The 21,585-nt window shown below is 69.8% G+C and carries 17 protein-coding genes; 11 read left to right on the forward strand and 6 right to left on the reverse strand.

The window, feature by feature from the left end; all coding sequences use genetic code 11:
* Window positions 1-83: 83 nt before the first annotated feature.
* The 7 genes from IT355_04280 to IT355_04310 all read left to right on the forward strand — a co-directional run bounded on the left by IT355_04280 (window position 84) and on the right by IT355_04310 (window position 9,216).
* A complete protein-coding gene (locus IT355_04280; GenBank protein MCC7052460.1) occupies window positions 84-1,049 on the forward strand; it encodes a threonine dehydratase in 966 nt (321 codons plus the stop codon).
* Window positions 1,050-1,168: 119 nt separating this feature from the next.
* Entirely contained in the window at window positions 1,169-2,725 is a 1,557-nt protein-coding gene (locus tag IT355_04285) for a PAS domain S-box protein (protein MCC7052461.1), read from the forward strand.
* A gap of 214 nt (window positions 2,726-2,939) precedes the next feature.
* A complete protein-coding gene (locus IT355_04290; GenBank protein MCC7052462.1) occupies window positions 2,940-3,908 on the forward strand; it encodes a D-glycerate dehydrogenase in 969 nt (322 codons plus the stop codon).
* Window positions 3,909-4,212: 304 nt separating this feature from the next.
* Complete coding sequence (tkt, locus tag IT355_04295; GenBank protein ID MCC7052463.1) at window positions 4,213-6,159, forward strand: transketolase; 1,947 nt, start codon at window positions 4,213-4,215, stop codon at window positions 6,157-6,159.
* A 167-nt stretch (window positions 6,160-6,326) separates the two neighbouring features.
* Window positions 6,327-7,550, forward strand: a complete 1,224-nt coding sequence (locus IT355_04300) for a GGDEF domain-containing protein (GenBank protein ID MCC7052464.1) — start codon at window positions 6,327-6,329, stop codon at window positions 7,548-7,550.
* 41 nt (window positions 7,551-7,591) lie between these two features.
* Window positions 7,592-8,575 (forward strand): cryptochrome/photolyase family protein, encoded by a 984-nt coding sequence (locus IT355_04305; protein ID MCC7052465.1) that lies wholly within the window; start codon window positions 7,592-7,594, stop codon window positions 8,573-8,575.
* Entirely contained in the window at window positions 8,530-9,216 is a 687-nt protein-coding gene (locus IT355_04310) for a hypothetical protein (GenBank protein MCC7052466.1), read from the forward strand. The genes IT355_04305 and IT355_04310 overlap by 46 nt, the downstream gene beginning before the upstream one ends.
* A 197-nt stretch (window positions 9,217-9,413) precedes the next feature.
* Here the strand turns inward: IT355_04310 and IT355_04315 are convergent, their stop codons facing one another.
* The 3 genes from IT355_04315 to IT355_04325 form a co-directional block, all read right to left on the reverse strand.
* Window positions 9,414-10,652 (reverse strand): DNA recombination protein RmuC, encoded by a 1,239-nt coding sequence (locus tag IT355_04315; protein MCC7052467.1) that lies wholly within the window; start codon window positions 10,650-10,652, stop codon window positions 9,414-9,416.
* Window positions 10,653-10,766: 114 nt separating this feature from the next.
* A complete protein-coding gene (locus IT355_04320) occupies window positions 10,767-11,561 on the reverse strand; it encodes a hypothetical protein (GenBank protein ID MCC7052468.1) in 795 nt (264 codons plus the stop codon).
* Window positions 11,558-12,022 carry a vitamin K epoxide reductase family protein gene (locus tag IT355_04325; GenBank protein ID MCC7052469.1) on the reverse strand — a complete coding sequence of 155 codons (465 nt, stop codon included), beginning with the start codon at window positions 12,020-12,022 and terminating at the stop codon, window positions 11,558-11,560. Before IT355_04325 ends, IT355_04320 begins: the two co-directional genes overlap by 4 nt.
* Before the next feature lie 403 nt (window positions 12,023-12,425).
* Here IT355_04325 and IT355_04330 point away from each other — a divergent pair, with 403 nt between their 5' ends.
* The 3 genes from IT355_04330 to IT355_04340 all read left to right on the forward strand — a co-directional run bounded on the left by IT355_04330 (window position 12,426) and on the right by IT355_04340 (window position 14,855).
* Window positions 12,426-13,178: a Bax inhibitor-1/YccA family protein gene (locus IT355_04330; protein MCC7052470.1), complete on the forward strand. Its 753-nt coding sequence runs from the start codon at window positions 12,426-12,428 to the stop codon at window positions 13,176-13,178.
* A gap of 212 nt (window positions 13,179-13,390) precedes the next feature.
* Entirely contained in the window at window positions 13,391-13,864 is a 474-nt protein-coding gene (locus IT355_04335; GenBank protein ID MCC7052471.1) for a hypothetical protein, read from the forward strand.
* 91 nt (window positions 13,865-13,955) lie between these two features.
* Window positions 13,956-14,855 (forward strand): hypothetical protein, encoded by a 900-nt coding sequence (locus IT355_04340; GenBank protein ID MCC7052472.1) that lies wholly within the window; start codon window positions 13,956-13,958, stop codon window positions 14,853-14,855.
* A gap of 26 nt (window positions 14,856-14,881) precedes the next feature.
* Here IT355_04340 and IT355_04345 read toward each other — a convergent pair whose 3' ends face one another.
* The 3 genes from IT355_04345 to IT355_04355 form a co-directional block, all read right to left on the reverse strand.
* Window positions 14,882-16,471 carry a hypothetical protein gene (locus IT355_04345; protein MCC7052473.1) on the reverse strand — a complete coding sequence of 530 codons (1,590 nt, stop codon included), beginning with the start codon at window positions 16,469-16,471 and terminating at the stop codon, window positions 14,882-14,884.
* Window positions 16,472-16,808: 337 nt separating this feature from the next.
* Window positions 16,809-18,128, reverse strand: coding sequence for an aminopeptidase P family protein (locus IT355_04350; GenBank protein MCC7052474.1), 1,320 nt, complete (start codon window positions 18,126-18,128; stop codon window positions 16,809-16,811).
* A gap of 257 nt (window positions 18,129-18,385) precedes the next feature.
* Entirely contained in the window at window positions 18,386-19,453 is a 1,068-nt protein-coding gene (locus IT355_04355; GenBank protein ID MCC7052475.1) for a S9 family peptidase, read from the reverse strand.
* A 209-nt stretch (window positions 19,454-19,662) separates the two neighbouring features.
* Here IT355_04355 and IT355_04360 point away from each other — a divergent pair, with 209 nt between their 5' ends.
* Complete coding sequence (locus IT355_04360; protein ID MCC7052476.1) at window positions 19,663-21,579, forward strand: caspase family protein; 1,917 nt, start codon at window positions 19,663-19,665, stop codon at window positions 21,577-21,579.
* The last annotated feature ends 6 nt before the right edge of the window (window positions 21,580-21,585 follow it).

The raw sequence follows: 21,585 nt of genomic DNA on the forward strand, positions 1-21,585 counted from the left end.
GGCCTCCATGCCAGCCGCGTCCACGGCGCGTGCCGCGGTGATGCCGGCCGGCACCACCGCTTTCCCAACGGACTCCGATCGCCATGACCGCCGCACTCCCTGACCTCGCCGCCCTCGATGCCGCCGCCGAGCTCGTCGGGGCTGCATTTCAACCGACGCCGCAGTACCGGTGGCCGCTGCTCGAGGCGCGGCTCGGCACCCGGTGCTGGGTCAAGCACGAGAACCACACGCCCGTCGGGGCGTTCAAGGTGCGCGGTGGCCTCGTGTACTTCGACTGGCTCCGCCGGACGCAGCCCGGAACTCATGGGGTGGTCACCGCCACCCGCGGCAATCATGGACAGTCGATCGGCTATGCCGCCGCCCGCACCGGGGTTCAGGCCTGCGTGGTGGTGCCGCATGGCAACAGTGCGGAGAAGAACGCCGCGATGCGCGCGCAGGGGGTGGAGCTGATCGTCGGTGGTGACGACTTCCAGGAGAGCGTCGAGCTGGCCGATCGCCTTGCCGTCGAGCGGGGCTGGCACCGTGTGCCGAGCTTCCACTCGCACCTCGTGGCGGGCGTGGGGACCTACGCGATGGAGCTGTTCCGGGCAGCACCACAGGTGCGCACGGTGTACGTGCCGATCGGCCTCGGTTCCGGGGCCTGCGGCGTGATCGCGGCGCGGGACGCACTCGGCCTTTCGTGTGAGGTGGTCGGCGTGACCTCCACGATGGCGCCGGCCTATGCCCGGTCGCTCGCCACAGGTGTGCTGCAGTCGGCGCCGGCCACTACGCGAATTGCCGACGGGATGGCGGTGCGGACGCCGTCCCCGGAGGCGTTCGCGGTGTTGTCGACCGGTCTGGCGCGTGTGGTGGAGGTCTCCGACGACGAGGTGGAGGCCGCCATGCGCCACCTGTTCTCCGACACGCACAACGTGGCGGAGGGTGCCGGTGCCGCCGCGCTGGCCGCGGCACTGCGCGAGACCGGGGCACTGGCGGCGGAGATCGCCGTGGTCCTCTGCGGCGGCAATGTCGACCGTGACGTCTTCGCGAGGGTGCTGGCCGCCGGCTGACGACAGGAGCATGGTGGGGTTGCCCGTCTGCTGCCGACACTGCCACGGAACCAGCGGAGACGCGCCCGGCACCGCACGACAGGAAACGCGGCCGGACGCGCCCGCGCTTCGCGCGTCCCGTGGACTCACCCAGCCGACAGCCCCTTCGATGGATCGCCCTGACCGCCACACTGGCGATCGGGGGTGGGGCGGTGACGCTCGGTGCGCGGACGCTCGGAACGCACCTGGCCGGCGATCCGGGTGCATCGCGGGTGGCCTGGCTCACGCTGGCCGGCGTGGCGGCGGCGGCGGGGTTCGCGGGACTCGCCACCGGCGCGGTGTTGGAAGCGCTCGCGGCACGCCGCGTGACACGGCTGCGGGACGCGGTGTCGCGACTGGGGGATCCCCTCGACGATCCCGGTGACCAGCCCGTCGCGATCAGTCCGCCCGACCACGTGCTCGTGCCGCTGGAACGTGCGGTGACGGCGGCACGCCAGCGCGTGCACCGGACGATCACGCAGCTCGCCGCCGAGTCGGCCCGCACGCGCGCGCTGATCGACACCGTGTTCGGGGCGGTGTTCGCAGTGGACGGCGGTGGACGCGTGATCAGTGCCAATGCGGCGGCGGCACGCATGTTCGGGCGGACGCACGAGGCGCTGGTCGGCAGCGTCCTGTCGGACATGCTCGCCCCAGAATCGCTGCACATGACGGTGGACACGTGGGGCACGGTCCGCGTGAGCGAGGCGGGACTGGCGCCGCGGTTCACCACCAGTGTCCGCCTGTTCGGTCGACCCGCCTTCCACGCCGAGGTGGCCATCGCGCCGCTGGCGCTCGAGGGGCAGCGCGCCTGGGCGGTGTACGTGCACGACCTGACGCACGAGCGCATGGCTGCTGCCGCACTCGACGACGCGCGCCGCGCCGCCGACGTGGCCAACCGCGCCAAGGCCCTCTTCCTGAGCCGGATGGGCCACGAGCTGCGCTCTCCGCTGAACTCCATCGTGAGCCTCACACGCCTGGTGACACGCAGCCGGGCGTCGCAGCTCAGCGAGCGTGATCGCGGCCAGCTCGATCGCGTGGAAGGTGCCAGCGGACAGCTCCTGGCGCTCGTCACCGACATCCTCGACCTCACGCACATCGAGTCGGGGGGCCTCGAGCTCATGCTCGCCGACACGGATGTCGCACCGATCGTGACCGACGTGCTGGCAGGGTTCGGGGACAGCGTGTCGGGCCGGCCGATGCTCCTGGAGTCCGAGCTGCCGGGCGTGCCGGCGATCGCCATGGTGGATGCGGCGCGGTTGCGCCAGGTGCTCACGCACCTCATCGGCAACGCGGTGAAGTTCACCGCGCGCGGAAGCGTGCTGGTCTCGGTGCGCCTGAACCACGAGACCGGCCGCGCGAGCGCGATCCTGGTGCGCGACACCGGCATCGGCATCGCCCTCGACCGGCAGTCGCGCATCTTCGAGAAGTTCGAGCAGGGCGACGAGGAGACGCACGCCCGCTACGGTGGCACGGGGCTCGGGCTGGCCCTGTCGCGCGGCATCGCGCAGCAGATGCGCTGCACCCTCAGCGTGGAGAGCGTGCAGGGGTCGGGCAGCACCTTCACGCTGACGTTCGCCACTGCCGGTGCCGTGCCCGGTGCCGCATTGGCACCCGTGGCACTCCGCGGTGGAACGCCAGTCGCAAGCGCCGCGACCTGATCCTGCTGGCGTGAGATGGGTACGCCGCCGTAATGTGGGGAACGATGGCGTCCGGCCCCCATGCCACCGCGACGTCGCACGCACGCGGCGTCACGTGCCGCAGCAGGTCGCGCCTGACACGCATGCGACGGTCGCGCACGGGCGGCGTCACCCTGCAGGAGACGATCATGGCAATGTCGGGGATGAGGGCGAGCCGGGTGCCGGAGCGGCGATCGTGACGACCCACGGACAGCGGCCTGCGGCCTACCTCACGCGGCGCCACACCGACGCGGTGGAGACGGCCTTCGCGGAACACTTCGACGTCAGCCTGAACCTCGGTGACGTGCCACGGACTCCCGCCGAGTTGATTCGTGCACTGGGCGCCTGCGACGTCCTGGTGCCGATCGTGGGTGACCCGCTGGACGACACCGTCTTCCAGCATGCCCCCTTTCGCGCGACCCTGATCGCGAACGTGGGCGTCGGCGTGAACCACATCGACCTTGGCGCCGCCGCCCGCGCCGGCATCGCGGTCACCAACACGCCCGATGTGCTGACTGACGACACCGCCGACCTCGCGATCGCGCTGATGCTGATGGCAGCGCGCCGGCTGGGCGAGGGCGAGCGGCTGGTGCGCGCGAGCCGCTGGCATGGCCTGGCCCCCACGCACCACCTCGGTCACACGCTGCGCGGCCGGACGCTTGGCATCATCGGCTACGGCCGCATCGGCCGGGCCGTGGCGGACCGGGCCCGGGTGTTCGGGATGCGGGTCCAATGGATCGGCCGGAGTGGCGGAAGCGCCTCCGGCGATCCCGGTCGCGCCGAATCGCTGGACTCGTTGCTGGGCACGAGCGACATCGTGTCACTCCACGCACCGGCCACGTCCGACACGCACCACCTCATCGATGCGGCTCGGCTGGCCCGCATGCGCCCCGGCAGCATCCTCGTGAACACGGCCCGCGGATCGCTGGTGGACGAACGGGCCCTGGCCGAGGCGCTGCGGAGCGGACAGCTGTTTGCAGCCGGACTGGACGTGCACGAGTTCGAGCCACGGATCAACCAGGCCCTGCTGGGTCTCGAGAACGTCGTCCTGCTGCCGCACCTGGGCAGCGCGACCATCGAGACGCGGACGGCGATGGGGATGCGGGCGCTGGACAACGCACTGCAGTGGCTGTCGGGCCGGCCGCCGCAGGACCGGGTGGCGTAGGGCTCGCCGTTCAAGGGGACGGGGATCTTGAACGGGGGGTGCGTCAGGGCCGTTCACGGGGACGGGGATCTTGAACGCGCGTGCGCCAGGGCCGTTCAAGATCCCCGTCCCCTTGAACTCGTGAACTCGTCCGTTCGAAGCACCGCGCCGCGCCCGGGTTGCGATCCGGGCGTAGTTTTCGGGTCTGTGCGGCGCGCCTGACGCCGCCCTTTCCGCGCCCCCGCCGCCTGCCATCCCCGTGACTGCCACCGTCGCCCCCGCGTCGCTCGACCTGCTCAGCGTCAACACCATCCGCACCCTCGCCATGGATGCGGTCCAGAAGGCGGAGTCGGGACATCCCGGCACGCCGATGGCCCTGGCACCGCTGATGTACCGCCTCTTCACGGCGCACCTGCGCCACGATCCGACCGTGCCGCACTGGCCCGATCGCGACCGCTTCGTGCTGTCGGTGGGCCACGCCTCGATGGCGCTCTACGCCACGCTGCACCTGAGCGGCTACGACCTGTCGCTGGACGACATCATCCACTTCCGGCAGTGGGGATCGAAGACGCCCGGTCATCCGGAAGTGGGCCACACAGCCGGCGTGGAGACCACCACCGGGCCCCTCGGCCAGGGCGTGGCGAATGCGGTCGGCATGGCGATGGCCGAGGCCCACCTGGCGGCGATCTCCAACACCGGCGCACACACGATCGTCGATCACTACACGTACTTCATCGCCGGTGACGGCTGCCTGATGGAGGGGATCAGCCACGAGGCGGCCAGCTTCGCGGGCCACCAGAAGCTGGGCAAGCTGATCGGCTTCTACGACGACAACCGCATCACGATCGACGGCAGCACGGACCTCTCGCTGAGCGACGACGCGGCGCAGCGCTTCGCGAGCTACGGCTGGCAGGTGCTGCACATCTCCGACGTGAACGACCTGGGCGAGATCGACGCGGCCATCGCCGCCGCCAAGGCCGAGAAGCACCGGCCGTCGATGGTCATCACGCGCACCGTGATCGGATTCGGCAGCCCGAACCGCGCCGGCACCAGCAAGGCGCACGGCGAGCCGCTCGGCGCCGAGGAAGTGATCCGGTCGAAGGATGCGCTGGGGTGGGTGTCGCACGAGCCGTTCTTCGTGCCGGCTGAGGCGCGCGCACACTGGGCCTCGCTGGTCGCGGGCCGCGCTGCCACACACGCCGACTGGGCGTCGCGCTTCGATGCCTTCCGCGCCGCGGAACCGGCGAAGGCTGCCGAGTTCCTGCGCATCATGGCCGGCGACCTGCCGGCGGGCTGGGACGCGGCGCTGCCGAGCTTCACCAGCGAGACCGGCAACGTGGCCAGCCGCGCCGCGTCCGGCGTGGTGCTGAACGCGATCGGGGCCGGCGTTCCCGAGCTGCTCGGGGGCTCGGCCGACCTGTCGGGCTCCAACCTCACGCTGCGCAAGGGTGACCAGGCGTTCAGCGACACCAACCGCGCCGGACGCTACGTGTACTACGGCGTCCGCGAGCATGCGATGGGCGCCATCATGAACGGACTCGCGCTGCACGGTGGCGTGATTCCGTACGCGGGCACGTTCCTGGTGTTCAGCGACTACATGCGTCCCGCCATCCGCCTCGCCGCACTGATGCACGTGCGGAGCATCTACGTGTTCACGCACGACTCCATCGGGCTGGGCGAGGATGGCCCGACCCACCAGCCCATCGAGCAGCTCTCCGCGCTGCGGGCCATCCCGAACCTGGTGGTCATGCGGCCCGCCGACGCCGCCGAGGTGGCGGAGTGCTGGCGGGTCGCGATCGCACATCGCACCGGGCCCACCGCGATCGTGCTGTCCCGCCAGAAGCTGCCCTTCCTGGGCCTCCCGGCCGACACGGTCCGGGAGGGCGTGGCCCGCGGCGCGTACGTGGTGTCCGATTCACCCACCGCGCCGCGGCTCGTGCTGATGGCCACTGGCAGCGAGGTCGGCCTGGCACTCAAGGTGCGCGATGCACTCGCCGGCCGCGGAGTGGCAGCGCGCGTGGTCAGCGTTCCCTCGATGGAGATCTTCCGTGCGGCCGACCCGGCGTACCGTGCCGCGGTGCTGCCGGCCGGTGTGCCGCGCCTCGCCATCGAGGCCGCACACCCGATGTCATGGTGGGAGCTGGTGGCCGGCCACGGCGACGTGGTCGGCCTCGACCATTTCGGCGCGTCCGCGCCGTTCGACCGACTGTACGCGGAGTTCGGACTGGGGGTGGACGCCATCACCGAGCGTGCAATTAAGATCGTCTCATAAGCACCTGAAATCACCGATCGCTGCAGGCATGACGGTGCGCGTGGAGCAATCCATGCGCACCGTCGGCGTTCCAGCCCCGTCGCACGGGTGGTTGACGCCGATGCGGTTCGGGGATGAATTACGGCAACCGCAACCGTGATACTTCACGCTCCCAGGCACGCGACCGGATGAACACGATCACGCTTGCTGTGCCTGTGCTGGTCGGACTGGAGGTGTCGGCGGCACTCGGACTGTCGTGGCTCTGCTGGCGCCTGGCCATGCGTCGCAACCTGCTCGCGCTGCGCGACATCGCACGCGCATTCGTCGCGCTGAGCGTGACGGCGATGATGCAGCTCCTCGACTTCAACGCGCTGAGCGGCATGGCGCACGCCCTGCCTGACCTGGGGCGCTCGCTCGCGCTGTGGATGTACCTCGGCTTCATGGTGCTCGGCGCTGCCGAGCTGGCCACCGGCAACTTCGTGACGGGCCGCGTGCGACGCGACGCCGTGCTTGGCGCGCTGCTTGCCGCCGCACTGACGATGGTGATCAGCCGCGTGGGCGGTTCGACGGCGCTGGGTGAGGACCTGATCCGCAACGCGATCAGCGCCGGCGGCACTGGCATCGCCTGCATCATCATCGCACGCGTGGTGGACAACGCCGCCGCCCCACCGCGCATGGTGCTGGGCGCCGGTGTGGTGCGCGTGGCGTTGACGCTGGTGGCCATGTGCGCCACGCTCCGTGCCGGGATCGCGATCCTCCACAGCAGCGGCGCCCTGCCCGGAGTGGTGGACTGGGCGCCGATCCTCACGGTGGAGTTCATCGCACACTGTGCACTGTGCGTGGGACTGGTGATCTGGATCCTCGACCGCGACTGGGCACTGGCCGATGCCTCGGTGGAGTCAGCAGAGCATCGCGCCGCGATCGATGCGCTCACCGGGCTCCCCAATCGCAGCATCGTGCTCGACCGGCTCGAGGTCGCCGTGGCCGGGGCCAGGCGCACCGGGTCGCTGGTGGGCGTGCTGTTCCTCGACCTCGACGGGTTCAAGGACGTGAACGACACCCATGGCCACGCCGCCGGCGACGCCGTGCTCCGGTCCGTGGGCACCACGCTGCAGGGTGTGCTGCGCGCGTCCGACACGTTCGGGCGCATGGGTGGCGACGAGTTCGTCGCCATCTCCCCGTCCCTCCGCAGCGAGACCGACCTCGCCATCGTGGTGGCGAAGGTCCGCAATGCGCTGCGCCATGTGGTGGTCATCGAGGATGCGGTCATCCACGTGGATGGCAGTATCGGGTTCGCACTCTTCCCGCGCGACGGAGAGACGGCAGACGCGCTGCTCGCCGCCGCCGACGGTGCACTCTACCGCGACAAGGCCACCCGGCGCCTCGCCCGTTCCGGGGCACTCAGCGCCTGAGACGCTGGAACGGCGCGCGCGGCGGTCGCCGTTGATGCCGCATGACCCGTCGCCCGCACCCGACCACCGCTCCCACCACGCTCGTCTTCGTCGCGCCGTGGGAATGCTCGCGGGCCACCTCGCAGGTGCCGCGACAGCCGGACGACGGTGTGGTGATCTGCTTCGTCGAGTCGGTGGAGAAGGGCGCCGCGCTGCCATGGCACCGGCAGAAGCTGGTGCTGGTGCTGTCGGCCATGCGGCACTTCGCGGATGCGCTGCTGGACGCGGGATACCGCGTGGACTATCGCCGTGCGGCCAGCTACGAAGAGGGCATCGTTGCTGCGGCCCGGGAGCATGACGCCACGCGGGTGATCGCCAGCGAGGGGCGTGAGTGGGAGATGGTACAGGCACTGTCGCGGGCGCAGGTCCAGCTCGCCGGGACGGGCATCGCGCTCGAGCGGCGCGAGGATCGCGGCTTCATGGCCACGCGCGAGGAGTTCACGCGCTGGGCCGCCGGCCGGCGCGGGCTGCGCATGGAGTTCTTCTACCGCGAGATGCGCCGCAGGCACGGCATCCTGATGGAGGCCGACGGCACGCCCACCGGCGGATCGTGGAACTTCGACGCCGAGAACCGGCTGCCATGGCCGGCGAAGGCGCCGGTGCCGCAGCGGATGGTCTTCACCCCCGATGCCGTGACGCGCGGCATCATGGCGCGGGTGTCACGGTGGCGCGGGCGCTGGGCATCGGCCGACGGGTTCGCGCTCCCGGTGACGCGCACCGACGCGCGTGCGCTGCTGCAGCGCTTCGTGCACGAGCGGCTCCCCACCTTCGGGCGTACGAGGATGCCATGCAACACGGCCACGGTGACCTGCTGCACTCCACGCTGTCCTCGGCCATCAACATCGGGCTGCTGCACCCGCGTGAGGTGGTGCAGGCGGCGGAGCAGGCGTTCCGCGACGGCCTCGTCCCGCTGGCGAGTGCCGAGGGGTTCATCCGGCAGGTGCTCGGCTGGCGCGAGTACGTGCGCGGCGTGTACTGGCACCTGATGCCGGGCTTCCGTGATGTGAACGCGCTCGGGGCCACGCTGCCGCTGCCGATGTGGTACTGGGCTCCCGATGGTGAGCCCGGCTACGCCGGCCCCGAGACCGGTGCAGCATGCGGCATGCGCTGCCTGGCCGACACCATCCGCACCGTGCGTGACACCGGGCGCGTGCACCATATCCCGCGCCTGATGGTGCAGGCGAACTTCGCGACGCTGCTCGGCGTGGTGCCTGCGGCGTTGCACCGCTGGTTCTGGGCGGCGTTCACCGATGCCTACGAGTGGGTCACGCTGCCGAACGTGAACGGTATGGCGACATGGGGAGACGGCGGCGTGATGGCGTCCAAGCCGTACGTGGCCAGCGGCAGCTACATCAACCGCATGAGCAACTACTGCACGGGGTGTGGCTACGACGTGAAGCGGCGCACGGGGCCTGGGGCGTGCCCGTTCAACATCCTGTACTGGGACTTCCTCGCGCGCCACCGCGAGCGGTTCGTCACCCACCCGCGCATGTCGATGATGATCCGCAACCTCGATCGCATCCCCGCGCCGGAGCTGGTGCAGATCCGGCGCGCGGCAGCGGAGTTCAGCGCGTCGCTGGCCTACGATGCGGCCGGCACGGATGGTCCCGGTCTCGCGATCGGCTAGTGGCGTGTAATCGAAGTTCGGATAGCACAAAGCCGGATGGGGCGCCTGGATGGCCAGGCGAACACCGCAGCAATACCAGCGGTATTGCGAGGATGTTCAACGCCGCCAGCCGTGATGCCCCGCCCGGCGACTACGTCCGGAGCTTCGATTTCACGCCACTGGTCATCGCGCGCCTCGTCCGCGATGCTCCGCATCACTCAGGGTTCGCGCGGCGTGGCCACTGGCCTGGGCACCCGCTCGATCGCGGTGGGCGACTCCAGCGCGGCTGCCGCCGCGGGGCCCGCACCGAGGTCGGTGAATTTCCGCGCCGCCACCAGCACCCGCGCATCGAAGCTGCCGACGGCACGGTTGTAGCGTGTCACGGCCTGGTCGAGCGAACTCCCCACGTCGGACAGGTGCGAGGTGAAGATGGCCAGTCGCTCGGCCAGCTCGCGTCCGAGCGCGCTCACCTGTGCGGCACTCTCCGCCACCCGCTCCTGGCGCCAGCCATACGCGGCCGCACGCAGGAGGGCGATCAGCGTGGTGGGCGACGCGATCAGCACCCGCTGCGCCACGCCCGCCTCCAGCAGTGACGGGTCCCGCTCGAGGGCGGCCGCGTGGAACGCCTCGCCAGGCAGGAAGAGCACGACGAATTCGGGGGCGTGCGGGAACTGGCGCCAGTAGGCGCGGTCGGCGAGGGCGTTGATGTGCGCACGCAGCTGCTTCGCGTGCCGGTCCAGCGCGGCCAGCCGCATCGGCTCGTCGGTGGCGTCCATCGCGGCGAGGTATCCCTCGAGCGGTGCCTTGGCATCCACCACGATCGAGGAACCGCCTGGCAGCCGCACCACCATGTCCGGCCGCTGCACGCCGCCCTCCACCTGCATCGTGAGCTGCGTCTCGAAGTCGCAGTACTCGAGCATCCCCGCCATCTCCACCACCCGCTGGAGCTGCAGCTCGCCCCAGCGGCCGCGGGCGCTCGGCGCACGCAGCGCCTGCACCAGGTCGCGCGTCTCGCGGCCCAGCCGGTCACTCAAGCTGTGCACCTGCAGCAGCCGCTCCGCCACCTGCCCCAGCGCCTCGGTGCGGTCGCGGTCCAGCTGGGACAGCCGCGCATCGTACGAGGCCAGCAGTTCGCGCATCGGCAGCAGCAGTTGCGCGATGGTCTGTTCCCGCTGCTCGGCGTGGGCCGCCCCATCGGCTTGCAGCGACGTGAGTTCCGCCCGGGTGGCGGTGAGGAAGGCGTCCTGCGAGTGGCGCAGCGCATCGGCCGCGATGGTCTCGAAGGTGGCCCGCATGGTGTGCTGCGCATCGCTGAGCGCCGCCAGCCGCGCGGCCGCCGTGGCCGCACTGCCGGCCCGCTCGGCGTCGGCGATGCGCCGCGCGGCGAGCCAGGCCAGCACGCCCCCGATCGCGATGCCGGCCACGAACGTGACCAGCAGCAGCATGGAATCACTCACTCGTCCGGTCTCCGCAGTGGCGACGATTGGGGCGCCGGAAGCACGGCGCCCCGGCACACACAGTGTACCGGGGCGCTGCTGCAGCGTGGAGAGGGATCGTCGTGCCGTGGCGCCTCAGCGGCCGATGTGTGGCAGCAGGGACCCGATCATCGGTGCGATCGCGTATCGCCGCTTGCCGAGCACCCCGCCGATGGTGAGGCGGGCGTAGGCACCCTTCAGGCCCAGTTCCGGTGCGCCGGTCACCTTCTCCGGACCCGAGCGCCAGGTCGGATCGCCGATCGACGTCATGTAGCCGCCGCGGAGGCCGATGCTCATGAGCATGTTCGGCCAGGGCAGCCAGAACACATGGTCCAGGCCCGCGCCCACGTGCGCCTGGTACTGCCGCGCCGTGATCTCCACGTTCCGTCCCCCGACCGAGGAGATGTCACGGAAGCTGGTATCGAAGTTGAAGCCACCGTTGCGCCGGAGCGTGACCGTGTTCGCGCTGCGTGCGATGCCCACCAGCGGGTACACCAGCGTGGTGCGGGCGAGGATCACCGGGATGCCGATGTCCACCTGCCCGAAGGACCCCGTCTGCTCAGTGGTGTAGTTGGTCGCGCGTGCCTTCTGCGGCACGTAGGTGTGGCTGCCGGCCATGAGCATGATCCGGTTCCACCGCACCCAGCTCTCGACGCCGAGGGTGGGAATGGTCTTGCGGAGCTGCCCGCGCCCCTGGAGGGCGAGCTGGGTGTTGAAGGCGTCGGTGTTGGCACCGATGGCACCGAGCTGGATGCTGATGCCGGCGACAGGCGGCAGCGGCGTGGTGTCGACCGAGATGATCGGGCCGGATGCCTGCGCCACCAGTGATGCGGCCGACACCGCCAGGGCGAGCCCCGGTGCAGCCAGACGGCGGACGAATGCTGGAATCATGAGGTTTCGTAGTTGAGGACAGCGGTGCCGGACCGCGCACCGCGGACGCGGCGCCAGTCGAGCGTGATGAGGATCGCATCGAGCGTGATCGTCACCGCTGACACCGCACACCACGGGCAGAACGACTTCAGGACCACGAACTCGGCGTACTTGAGCCGGAGCGTGAAGAGCACTGCCCCGTAAATCAACACCATCAGCAGCTGCGTGGGCCACGCAGCGTCCTCGAGTGCAGCCGTGCTGCCGGCGAGCGCAACTGCCACCACCACGGCGTATCCGACCGTGCCGATCAGCGCAACATCGATGCCCAGGAACCAGCCGTACTTGCTCCCCTGGACGATCTCGCAGCCGTGCCCCGTGCCGCAGACCAGGCGTCCCATGTACCCCATCTTCCAGAGCGCGAGGTACAGGGCCACCATGCACGAGGCAAGGCTGAGCAGGGCAATTGCCCGTCGGTAGGTCATTCCGGCATGATGAAGGATCAGGGTGGCCGCCGCTACTCCCTCGGCATGGATTGCCGTACCCTTCAGGCATGCCGGAGACCAGCGAAGTCACGGAAGAGCCGTGTGAGCGTCCTTCCAGCGACGAACTGGACACCCTCAAGGTACCATTCCGCCCCTTTCCCGAGGGGCGGGGGTGGTTCGTACACTATCACTACCGGTCCGACGGGACACCGGCGTACCGCCGCCTCACCCACGGCGACCATGCCGAGCTCTGGTACCGGACCCTTCCAAAAAGCTGAGCCCGGCAGGCGCGGTGGCCCGGACGCCGGAACCGGGACCGGGCTCGATCCGTAGGGCAATCGCGGGGTATACTCCCGCATCGGGGGGTACCCCCCGCGTTCTTCTCCCTGGAGTCAGAAACTCGATGCGCGCTTCGAATCCTGTGCTGTCCCGCCTCGCCGAGGCGGCCCGCGACACCCTGTCGTCGACCGTCCGCGGCGACGCGATGACCCGTGCCGGCACCGCAGGCAAGGCCGGCCTGCTGCTGGCCCTCTGCGTGTTCTCGGCCTCGTTCACCTGGTCCCAGGTGGCCGGCGGGAACATGGGCATCGTCATGCCCGCCCTCCTGGTTGGCGGACTCGGCGGTTTCATCATGGCGCTGGTCGTGTCGTTCAAGCCGAACACCGCCCCGATCACGGCCCCGATCTATGCCGTGCTGGAGGGGTTGCTGCTGGGCGCGATCTCGGCGCTCTACAACCTGCGCTTCGCCGGCCTCCCTCAGCAGGCCGTGATGCTCACCTTCGCCGTCGCCCTCGGCGTCTTCGCGCTCTACCGGCTGAACATCATCAAGGCCACCGCCGGCTTCCGCCGCATGATCGTGGGTGCCACCATCGGCATCGCGGTGTTCTACCTGGTCAACCTCGTGCTCTCGCTGTTCAACGTGAACATGGGGTACAGCATGTCGTCGAGCCCGATCGCGATCGGCATCAACCTCGTGATCGCCGGCGTGGCCGCGATGAACCTTGTCCTGAACTTCGACGACATCGACCAGGCCGTGCGGATGGGTGCGCCGAAGTCGATGGAGTGGTACGGCGCCTTCGGCCTGATGGTCACCCTGGTGTGGCTCTACCTCGAGCTGCTCCGCCTGCTGTCACGCCTGCAGGGCCGACGCGACTGACCCGCTCCGGGCCGCCCGGCGCGGCCCGCGACCGACCCCACGACGGGCGCTCCCACTGCCGGGGGCGCCCGTCGTCGTTTCGCCACCTTCCCCCCGTCGGACTTCCTGACACACCGCGGGTCTTCCGCCGACGACAAGTTGGGCGCAACGTCAGTGAGGGTCAGTCCGGATATTCGCATCCGGCGCCCACCGCGCCGACGCGGAGGACTCTCATGGATCGTCGAACCATCTCCCGGCTCAAGCCGCTCCTCATGCCGGGTTTCAGCGCCATCCTCGCGCTCCTGTCGCTGACCACCGCGCCGACCAGCGTGCGTGCGATGGCCTATGCCGCCTCCAAGTGGAGCGCGGAGCTCGCCCCCCCGAACGGGGCGGTCGGCCCGCATGGCTCGGTCGTCCTCGAACCGGGGCGCCAACCGAACCACGTGCGCGTCCGTGTCGTCATCAGCGGCGACACCCCTGGCGCACTCAGACCCTGGCACCTCCACACGGGACACTGCGGCGAACAGGGACCCATCGTCGGGCCGGAACAGGCGTATGCGAAGATCCGCATCAACGCCCGCGGCAACGGCGTGGCGGTGATCGACCTGCCGATCCCGTTCCCGGAGGCCGGCGAGCTGTTCGTCAACGTGCACGAGTCGGTGAAGGCGATGGAGAAGATCGTGACCTGCGGCCAGCTCGCGCGCTGAGCCACACACCGCGGGCGATCGCTGCACATCAACTGACGCTCGCGCAGTAGAATGGTGGGTCGAGTGCCGACCCACCTTCAGCTGCGCCTGCGTGCACGAGTCGTCCCGGTTTGTCTTCCTGATCAACGCCGCTGCCGGCACCGGCAAGGCGCCCCGGCGGCTGGTGTCGATGCTGGCCGCACACCCCGGCGTCCTGGCCCGCTCACGGTTCCTGCGCACCGCCACGACCGCCGCGCTCGACGCCGCGCTGCGGCTGGCCGACGACGAGATCCCGGTGGCCGTCGGCGGCGACGGGTCGCTCAATGCACTCGTGACCCTCATGGACCGGCGTGGCGAGTTGCAGCGCACCCTCGGCCTCGTGCCCTTCGGCACCGGCAACGCCACCGCACACACGCTCGGACTTGCATCACCCGTCGTCGCACTGCGTGCCCTCGAACAGGGGCGCACCCGCTCGATCGACATGATGCGGACCAGCATCCCGCACCAGCCGATCGCCCTCGTGAGCTGCAGCACCGGGTTCGAGTCGGAGTTCCTGCAGCGCTATGCGGCGCTGCGATACCGGTCGCGCCAGTGGGCGGGATGGAGCGCACTGCTGCTCAACCTGCCCACGCGCATCAGCGGCGTGACGCTGGTGGTGGATGGCACCGAGTGGGTGCACCCGACGTCGCTCGTCCACAACGTGGGACTCTACAACATCCCGCACTACGCGTTCGGGTGCGTGATGTGGCGCGGCATGGAGCCGGACGACGGCCTTGCCATCGCCGCCGAGGTGAGCACGCCGCTCCGGTACTGGAACCTGATGGCCCGCGGCGTGCAGGCACCGGACCTCGCGCGCGCCGGCGCGCCGGCACTCCCCGGCGTGCGCACCATCCGCTGGAAGCGCGCCGAGCTGCGGTCACCCACGCCGCTGCAGGTGGATGGTGAGCCGATGGGCGTGAACGTCGCGGAGCTGGCAGTCGATTCGCGGGCGCTGACGGTGATCGCCGCCTGACTGCCGTGTCATCCCTTCCGCCGGCGTCAGCGCAGGCCGTCGAAGGTGAAGCCGGTCCCGAGCACCACGAGCCACCCACCAGGCAACCGGTCCGTTGCGAAGCGCCGCACGAGGTCCAGTCGCGTGGCTCCCACGGTGCCGGCGGACCGGATCGGGGCGAAGCGCAGTCCCACGCCGGCGTCCTGACCATCGCGCGGCCTCGAGCCCTGGTACCACGCCCCACCGGTCTCGGCGAACGCCGCCACACCCGCGGCGAAGGAGCCGAGAAAATCCGGCAGGACGGTGTAGCGGTACTCGAGCATGCTGTAGCGCTGGCGGTCGCCGGTGAACGAGTGCAGCGCGAAGGCCCGCGGGCCGCGGGACAGCCCGAGATCGAACTCCTCACCCGGATACGCGTTGTGGTCCCAGCCGAACATGCTGAATGCCACCAGCAGGTGACGCCGGCCGGGCTGCAGCACGAGGCTGCCCGACAGGTTCGCCGTGCCGCTGTCCAGCACACCGCCGCTCAGCAGCCCGTTCGCGCGACCGATGACCTGCGCGAAGCCATGCGGAATCCGCACGCCCGTGCGCGCCGACAGCACCGGGCCCACGCCCGTGCGCGGATAGCCGAGTGCCGCCGGCGCCACCGCCACGCCGACGCGGAACGTGGTGCTCAGGTCCACGTCCTCCGGCTGGCCCATCATGCGGAAGTTCCGGGTCAGCAGGAAGTCGGCGTTGCTCACGTCCAGGAACGTCGTGAGCGCACCGGTGGTGGTGCGCGCGAAGGTGGCGGGCACGCCGCGCGGCACGAAGTCGTCACGCCGCACCTGGGCCATCGCACCGAGCCGCAGGTAGCCGCGCGGTGAGGCGCGCAGTGCGTGCGAGGCGCTGATCGCCCCGATGGTGAAGCGGCGGTTGAGCGAGTCGGTGGCCGACAGCGTGCCATCACGGAACCGCAGCACACGGCCGCGGAAGTCGAGGAAGCTCGCGAGCACGGCGTTGCGCGAGGAGAGGCTGAAGAACGGCTTCTCGATCGCCCCGCCGTAGCTGTAGCCGTCCGAGAGCCGGTTGTAGAACATGCTCGGCGTGACCTGGTTGTTCACCACCCGCGGGGCGCGGAACGCGAAGCGCAGCAGGGAGCGGTCGGGGTCCTGCACATAGCGGGCATCGAGCGTGGCGGCGAGCCCGAGGAAGTTCGTCTCGAGCACCCCGATGCTGAACAGCCGCTGTCCGCCGGTGCTGCGGAACGTGGCGTACGGCCGGGTGGTCCAGCCGTCCTTCGTGATCACGCGCACGGTGCGGCCGTCGGCGCTGGTGTCCACCGCCACGTCGCGGAACACCTGCAGCCGCCGCAGGTTGCGCCCCGTCTCGGCCGCCCGTGCCGAGTCGAGCATGTCACCCTCACGCAGCAGCAGCTCGCGCTCCACGACGCGCTGGCGGGTGCGCACGTGGAGCTGGTTCGCGATCCGCCGCGTCCACCGGGTGGCCTCCAGCGAGTCGTACACGTCGTGCCGCTCGACGATCACCCGCTGCACCAACCGTCCCGTATCTCCCGGCGCCTGCTGTGCCAGCAACGTCGGTGAGAGCACCAGCAGCGGGGCAACGACACGAAAGCACTGGGACCTGAAGCGGGGCACGACAGTCCTGGAAGACGTTGCAATCCTTGCGGGCATTGAAAGCTGCACGGCGCGCACGCTGTTCGACAAGCGAGCATCCTGGACAGCGTTGACGCAACGGCGTGAAGGGCGCCAAGGACGCACGGAACATCCGGTCCACCACCGCGGCCTCACCCTTCCATGCGCGCACGGGCATCGGCAATGACCCGGGAACCGCCACAACCACTGCAGTTCCATACGAGGACATCGCGTCTCGCACGGGCCGGGAGACACCACGTGCAACGAACCCTCTGCGTCCCTCGCGCCCCTTGTGCCGTTGCGTCAAGGCTGTTCACGATGCCACGAGAACGCAGGGGGCTCACTTGACGAGGATGATGCGCGGATTGACGGGATAGACCCACTCGACGCCACGGGTCGTGATGGTGGCGTCATCCTCGAGCGGGATGCGCAGCTTCTTCCCGCCCCACTCGGGAATCGGCGTGTACGCGAACAGCTCGATCGAGAAGAGGTTCGACGGCCGCATCTCGTAGGTCAGGCGGCCGGGGTTGAAGAACGCCATCGACGGCCCGATGCCGTGGCCCCAGTCGCCCACCGAGTGGCAGCCGATGATGAACTCCACGCTCGCATCGGCGCGGGGCTGGTTGAAGCCGCGCATCTGGAGGATGCCGGCCTGCACGATGGCGGCATTGACCACGTCCATCATCTGCTGCGCGGTGCGCCCGGGACGGGCGGTGCGGTGGATCACGTCACGCACGCGCACGGCGTTGTCGAACGCCCGCTGGAAGCTGGCCGGCAGCGCCGTCTCGCCCGGCTTGAGGATGTACGCGATGCGCTTCTGGTCAGTCCACATCGACAGGTAGCCGACCCCGAAGTCGAGCATCACCAGGTCCCCGCGCTGGATGATGCGGTCGTTGCTGGTCGCCTCGATGCCATTGGGACCGGTGATGTAGACGCTCGGCACGCCGAAGCTGCTGCCAAGGCGGCGCTCGTACTGCTGCTGCTCGATCCACCAGGCCACGTCGGCCAGCGTCGTGACGCCCGGCGTGATGACCTCGTTGCTGAGCGCCCGCTCGGCAATCTGCCGCCCCAGCTCACCGGCCTCGCCGAAGGCCACGATCTCGCTGGCGGTGCGGCGCGACGAGAAGTCGGACACGAGCTTCTCGGCGCTCACCAGCCGCGGCGCGTAGGTAGGGCCGAGGGCGGTCACGAGCTGGTCGTGCAGCGTCTTCGTGAGGCCGTCCGCCATGCCCATCTCGGCCGACAGGTTGATCCCGATGCGCTTCGGGTTGCGCGCCGCGACGAACGCGCGGATGTCGGTCTCGCCGTCCGGGATGTCGTACGCCCCGCACGCCGCGCGGTGGTGGTCCTCGATGCCGAGGGCGGCACGCTCGATGTGGTCACCGCCGCGGTCGGTGAACACGAAGTACCCCACCGATCCCGTGTAGCCCCCACCGAGGATCGTCGCCATCGGGTCGTCGTGGCCCTCCTTCTGCACCACGATCCACATGTCGATCCCGTTCTCCCGCATCGCCTGGGGCAGGATGTGGTCGAACTTCTCCTTGCGGATCTGGCACATCCGGTCCCACCGGACCTTCGCCTCCGGCAGCAGGTTCCGCTGCCCCTCCGCTCCTGCCGCCAGCAACAGGCTGGCCGCGACCGCGATCGCTTGCTTCTTCATTGCTTCACTCTCGTGGAAGATCGCTTCAACTGCTTCAACGCAAAGACGCAAAGGGGCAATGAACGCGAAGATCTGCACGTCTACCAGAGCGGTCTCACCCTTCCATGCGCGCACAGGCGTCGGGAATGCGGTGGGAACTGCAACAGCCACCGCAGTTCCCTTCAATACGTCGCTCCTCGCGCGGGCCGAGAGGTGCCGCACGCATCGATCCCTTTGCGTCCTTCGCACCTTCGCGTCAAGGCTTTTCCGTCGACGGACTAGGTGCCCGGACGCAGATAGCGCGCCAGGAACGCCCAGATCTCGCGCCGCGACTCGCGGGCCAGGCGGGTGTCGATGCGGTTGAACTCGTGGCCGCCCGGCGCCGCCTCGTACACCTTGTGCTCGAACGGCCGCCCCGCCGCCTTGAGCGCCTCGATCAGGTGCTGCACCTCCATCACGTTCACGTCCTCGTCGTTCGTGTTCGTGTGCACCAGCAGCGGGATGCGCAGCTTCTGCACCGAGTTCACCGGCGAGCGCCGGCGGTACTCGGCCGGGTCGTCCACCGCGCTCTTGCCGATGAACTCCGTGAACGTGGCCTGGTACCCCGGCCCCTTGTAGCCCATGCGCTGCACCAGGTCACTCACCGGCACGCCGGCGTACGCCACCTTGTACGCGTCGGGATAGTTGAAGGCATTGAACAGCGTGAGGTAGCCGCCGTGGCTCCAGCCCAGCACACCCACCCGTGCCGCGTCCACGTTGGGCAGGTTCTCCACCGCCCAGTCGCGTGCCGCCTTTACGTCGTCCACCTCGCCGCCGCCGTAGTCGATGGCGTTGTACAACTCGCCTCCGTACCCCGTGCTGCCGCGGTACTCCGGTGCCACCACCACGTACCCCTGCTCCAGCAGCTCGCGCAGGATGTGCGAGTAGAACCGGTCGAACGAGCCGTGCACGTACCCATGCACCAGCACCAGCAGCGGCGCCTTCCGCGTGCCGATCGACTTCGGCACGAACGAGTAGACCGGAAACTTCAGCGGATTGCCCGCCCCCTGGCCGGTGGGATTGCGGTTGCGCGGCGGCACCGGACTGGTGATCCACCACTTGTCCATCACCGCGATGTCCTCGGTGCGAGCACGCCACTCGAGGTCGTCGACCTTCTTCTCGAGGATCTCCAGCTGACGGTCGTAGCCGCGCGGCCGCTCGTCGTCTGCCTGCGGCACCGGTCGCGTCTGGACAGGCTGCGAGACTGCCACCCGTGGCAGCGTGAACCACAGGACAGCGGCGAGCACGACAGGAGAGAGGCGCATCGGCAGGAAGTCGGGGGGCTGGCACGGTCGTGGACGCTTCATCTTCACCCCCCGCACACTGCGATGCCAAGTGCGCCCAAGGCTCACGTCGCTTGCGCAGGCCCGGTGTCGTGCGCGAGGGTGTGAGCCGAAATCGCAGGAACCAACGCGTTTGTTGACAGTCCGCTCCGCCCGCCGGAGTTTCTGCAGGCGGTCCCCGCCAGCGCGCCCACCTGCGCGCCGCGTGAGTCTCACCCCAGCGCACGACCGTCATGCGAAAGGCTGCCGTCATCATCGGTGTGGATCGCACTGGCACGCTCACACCACTGAAGTCGGCCGCACGCGGCGCCGAGTCGGTGGCCGCCTGGCTCAGCGGCGAAGGGTTCGATGTCGCATGCCTCACCGACCGCACCGAGCCCGTCACCTGCGGCGCCGTCGAGGACGCGCTCGGCAAGTTCGTGACCGTGCCACCCCGCTACAACCTGCTGCTCGTCTACTTCTCGGGCCACGGCTACTGGCAGGCCCGCACCGACCAGTGGCTGCTGAGCGGCGCCCCGGTCAAGGCGCGCGAGGCCGTGAACCTGAGCGCCGCCATGGAGCTCGCGAAGTACTCCGGCATCCCGAACGTCGTCTTCATCTCCGACGCCTGCCGTTCCATCCCCGTCTCGCGCGGCGCGTCACTCGTCGACGGCAGCCCGATCTTCCCCAACTACGACGACATCACGACTGCCTCGAAGATCGACTACTTCAAGGCCACCAGCGAGGCCACGTCGGCATGGGAGGGGCTCGTCGATGGCGCACCGCAGAGTGTGCTCACCACCGCCCTGATGCGTGCGTTCGAGTCACCCTTCCCCGACATGATCCGCCTCGTCACCGACGGCGATCGCACCATCACCGTCGTGCCGAACCGCCGCCTCGAGCGCTTCCTGCAGGAGGAGGTGGACGGCCTGCTCGCCAAGATCGACCCGATGCTCGTGCAGCAGCTCGAGATCAACGTGCCGTCCGGCGATGACGTCTACATCGCGAAGGTGAAGGACACGCCGGCCGACGTCGTGGCGCCAACCGCGCCCGCGCCGGATCCGACGTCAGCGCCGCGGCCCGGCTCCGCCCCGTCCGAACGGGGGCCCATGCCGGCACCGCCCCCCCCCGTGCCGCAGGCGCCGCCACGCGAGGATGGATTCGCCGGTGCCGAACCGCCGGCGGCGCGTCCCGTTGATCCCGGACGCCGCGCCGCCGACGTGGTGGCGCAGGCGCTCGCGTCCAAGGCCTTCATCGGTGCCGACGCGGCCGAGGCGCTCACCGTGCACGACGCAGGCACCGAGGCGGCGATCCAGGAACGCATGCCATCGGACAACCTCACCTCGTTCGAGACCGGCACCGGCTTCGGTGTCACCGGCACCACCATCACGCGCGTCCTGGCGTCCCGTCGCCTCGGCGCGGCATCACCCGCCATCCCGCGCGGTGGCAGCGAGTACGTGCACGTGCAGGTGAACACGCAGGGCCCGACCTCCGTGGCCATCCAGTTCGCGGATGGCCGCAGCACCGTCCTGCCCGCGTTCCCCGGCTACCTCGGCCACATCGCCTACGGTCCCGAGGGCATCAGCACCGTGAGCTACGTGCCGTCGGAGCGCGACCCGCGGCACGACGACTACCTGGCCACACGCAAGGAACTGGACCGCCTCCGTGCCATGGTCGCACTCGCCGTGGACCGCAACACCTTCCGCCTCGGTTCGAAGCGCGCCGCCAACGAGTTCGCCCAGCGCATCCGCCCGCTCAAGCGCGTGGACCCCACGCTCGGCCTCTACGCCGGCATCGCCTACGACGCCGCCGGCAACACCGACGCCCTCGTCAGCGTGGTGGACTTCATGCGCGAAGACATCGGCGTGGACCTGTTCGACCTCCGGCTGCTCACCTGGCGCTCACCACAACTCGCGTTGCTGCCCACCCGCGTCGTGCCCTTCTGCCCGATGCTCACCGAAAGCTGGAACCTGCTCGCCACGCGCCCGTCGCGCGCACCGAAGGCCGCACCGGTGGAGGGTGGCGACACCACGGCACCCGACCTGCGCCCCATCGCCACCGCCGCACTGCTGGAACTCCGCCAGCACCTCTGCAACTCCCTCTGGACCACCTTCGAGCCCGAGGGGGCCGACTTCCTCTTCACCGCCGTCGAAACGGGGCTGCTCGAATGAGAATCC

It is taken from the genome of Gemmatimonadaceae bacterium, assembly GCA_020851035.1.
Classification (GTDB): Bacteria; Gemmatimonadota; Gemmatimonadetes; order Gemmatimonadales; family Gemmatimonadaceae; genus JACMLX01.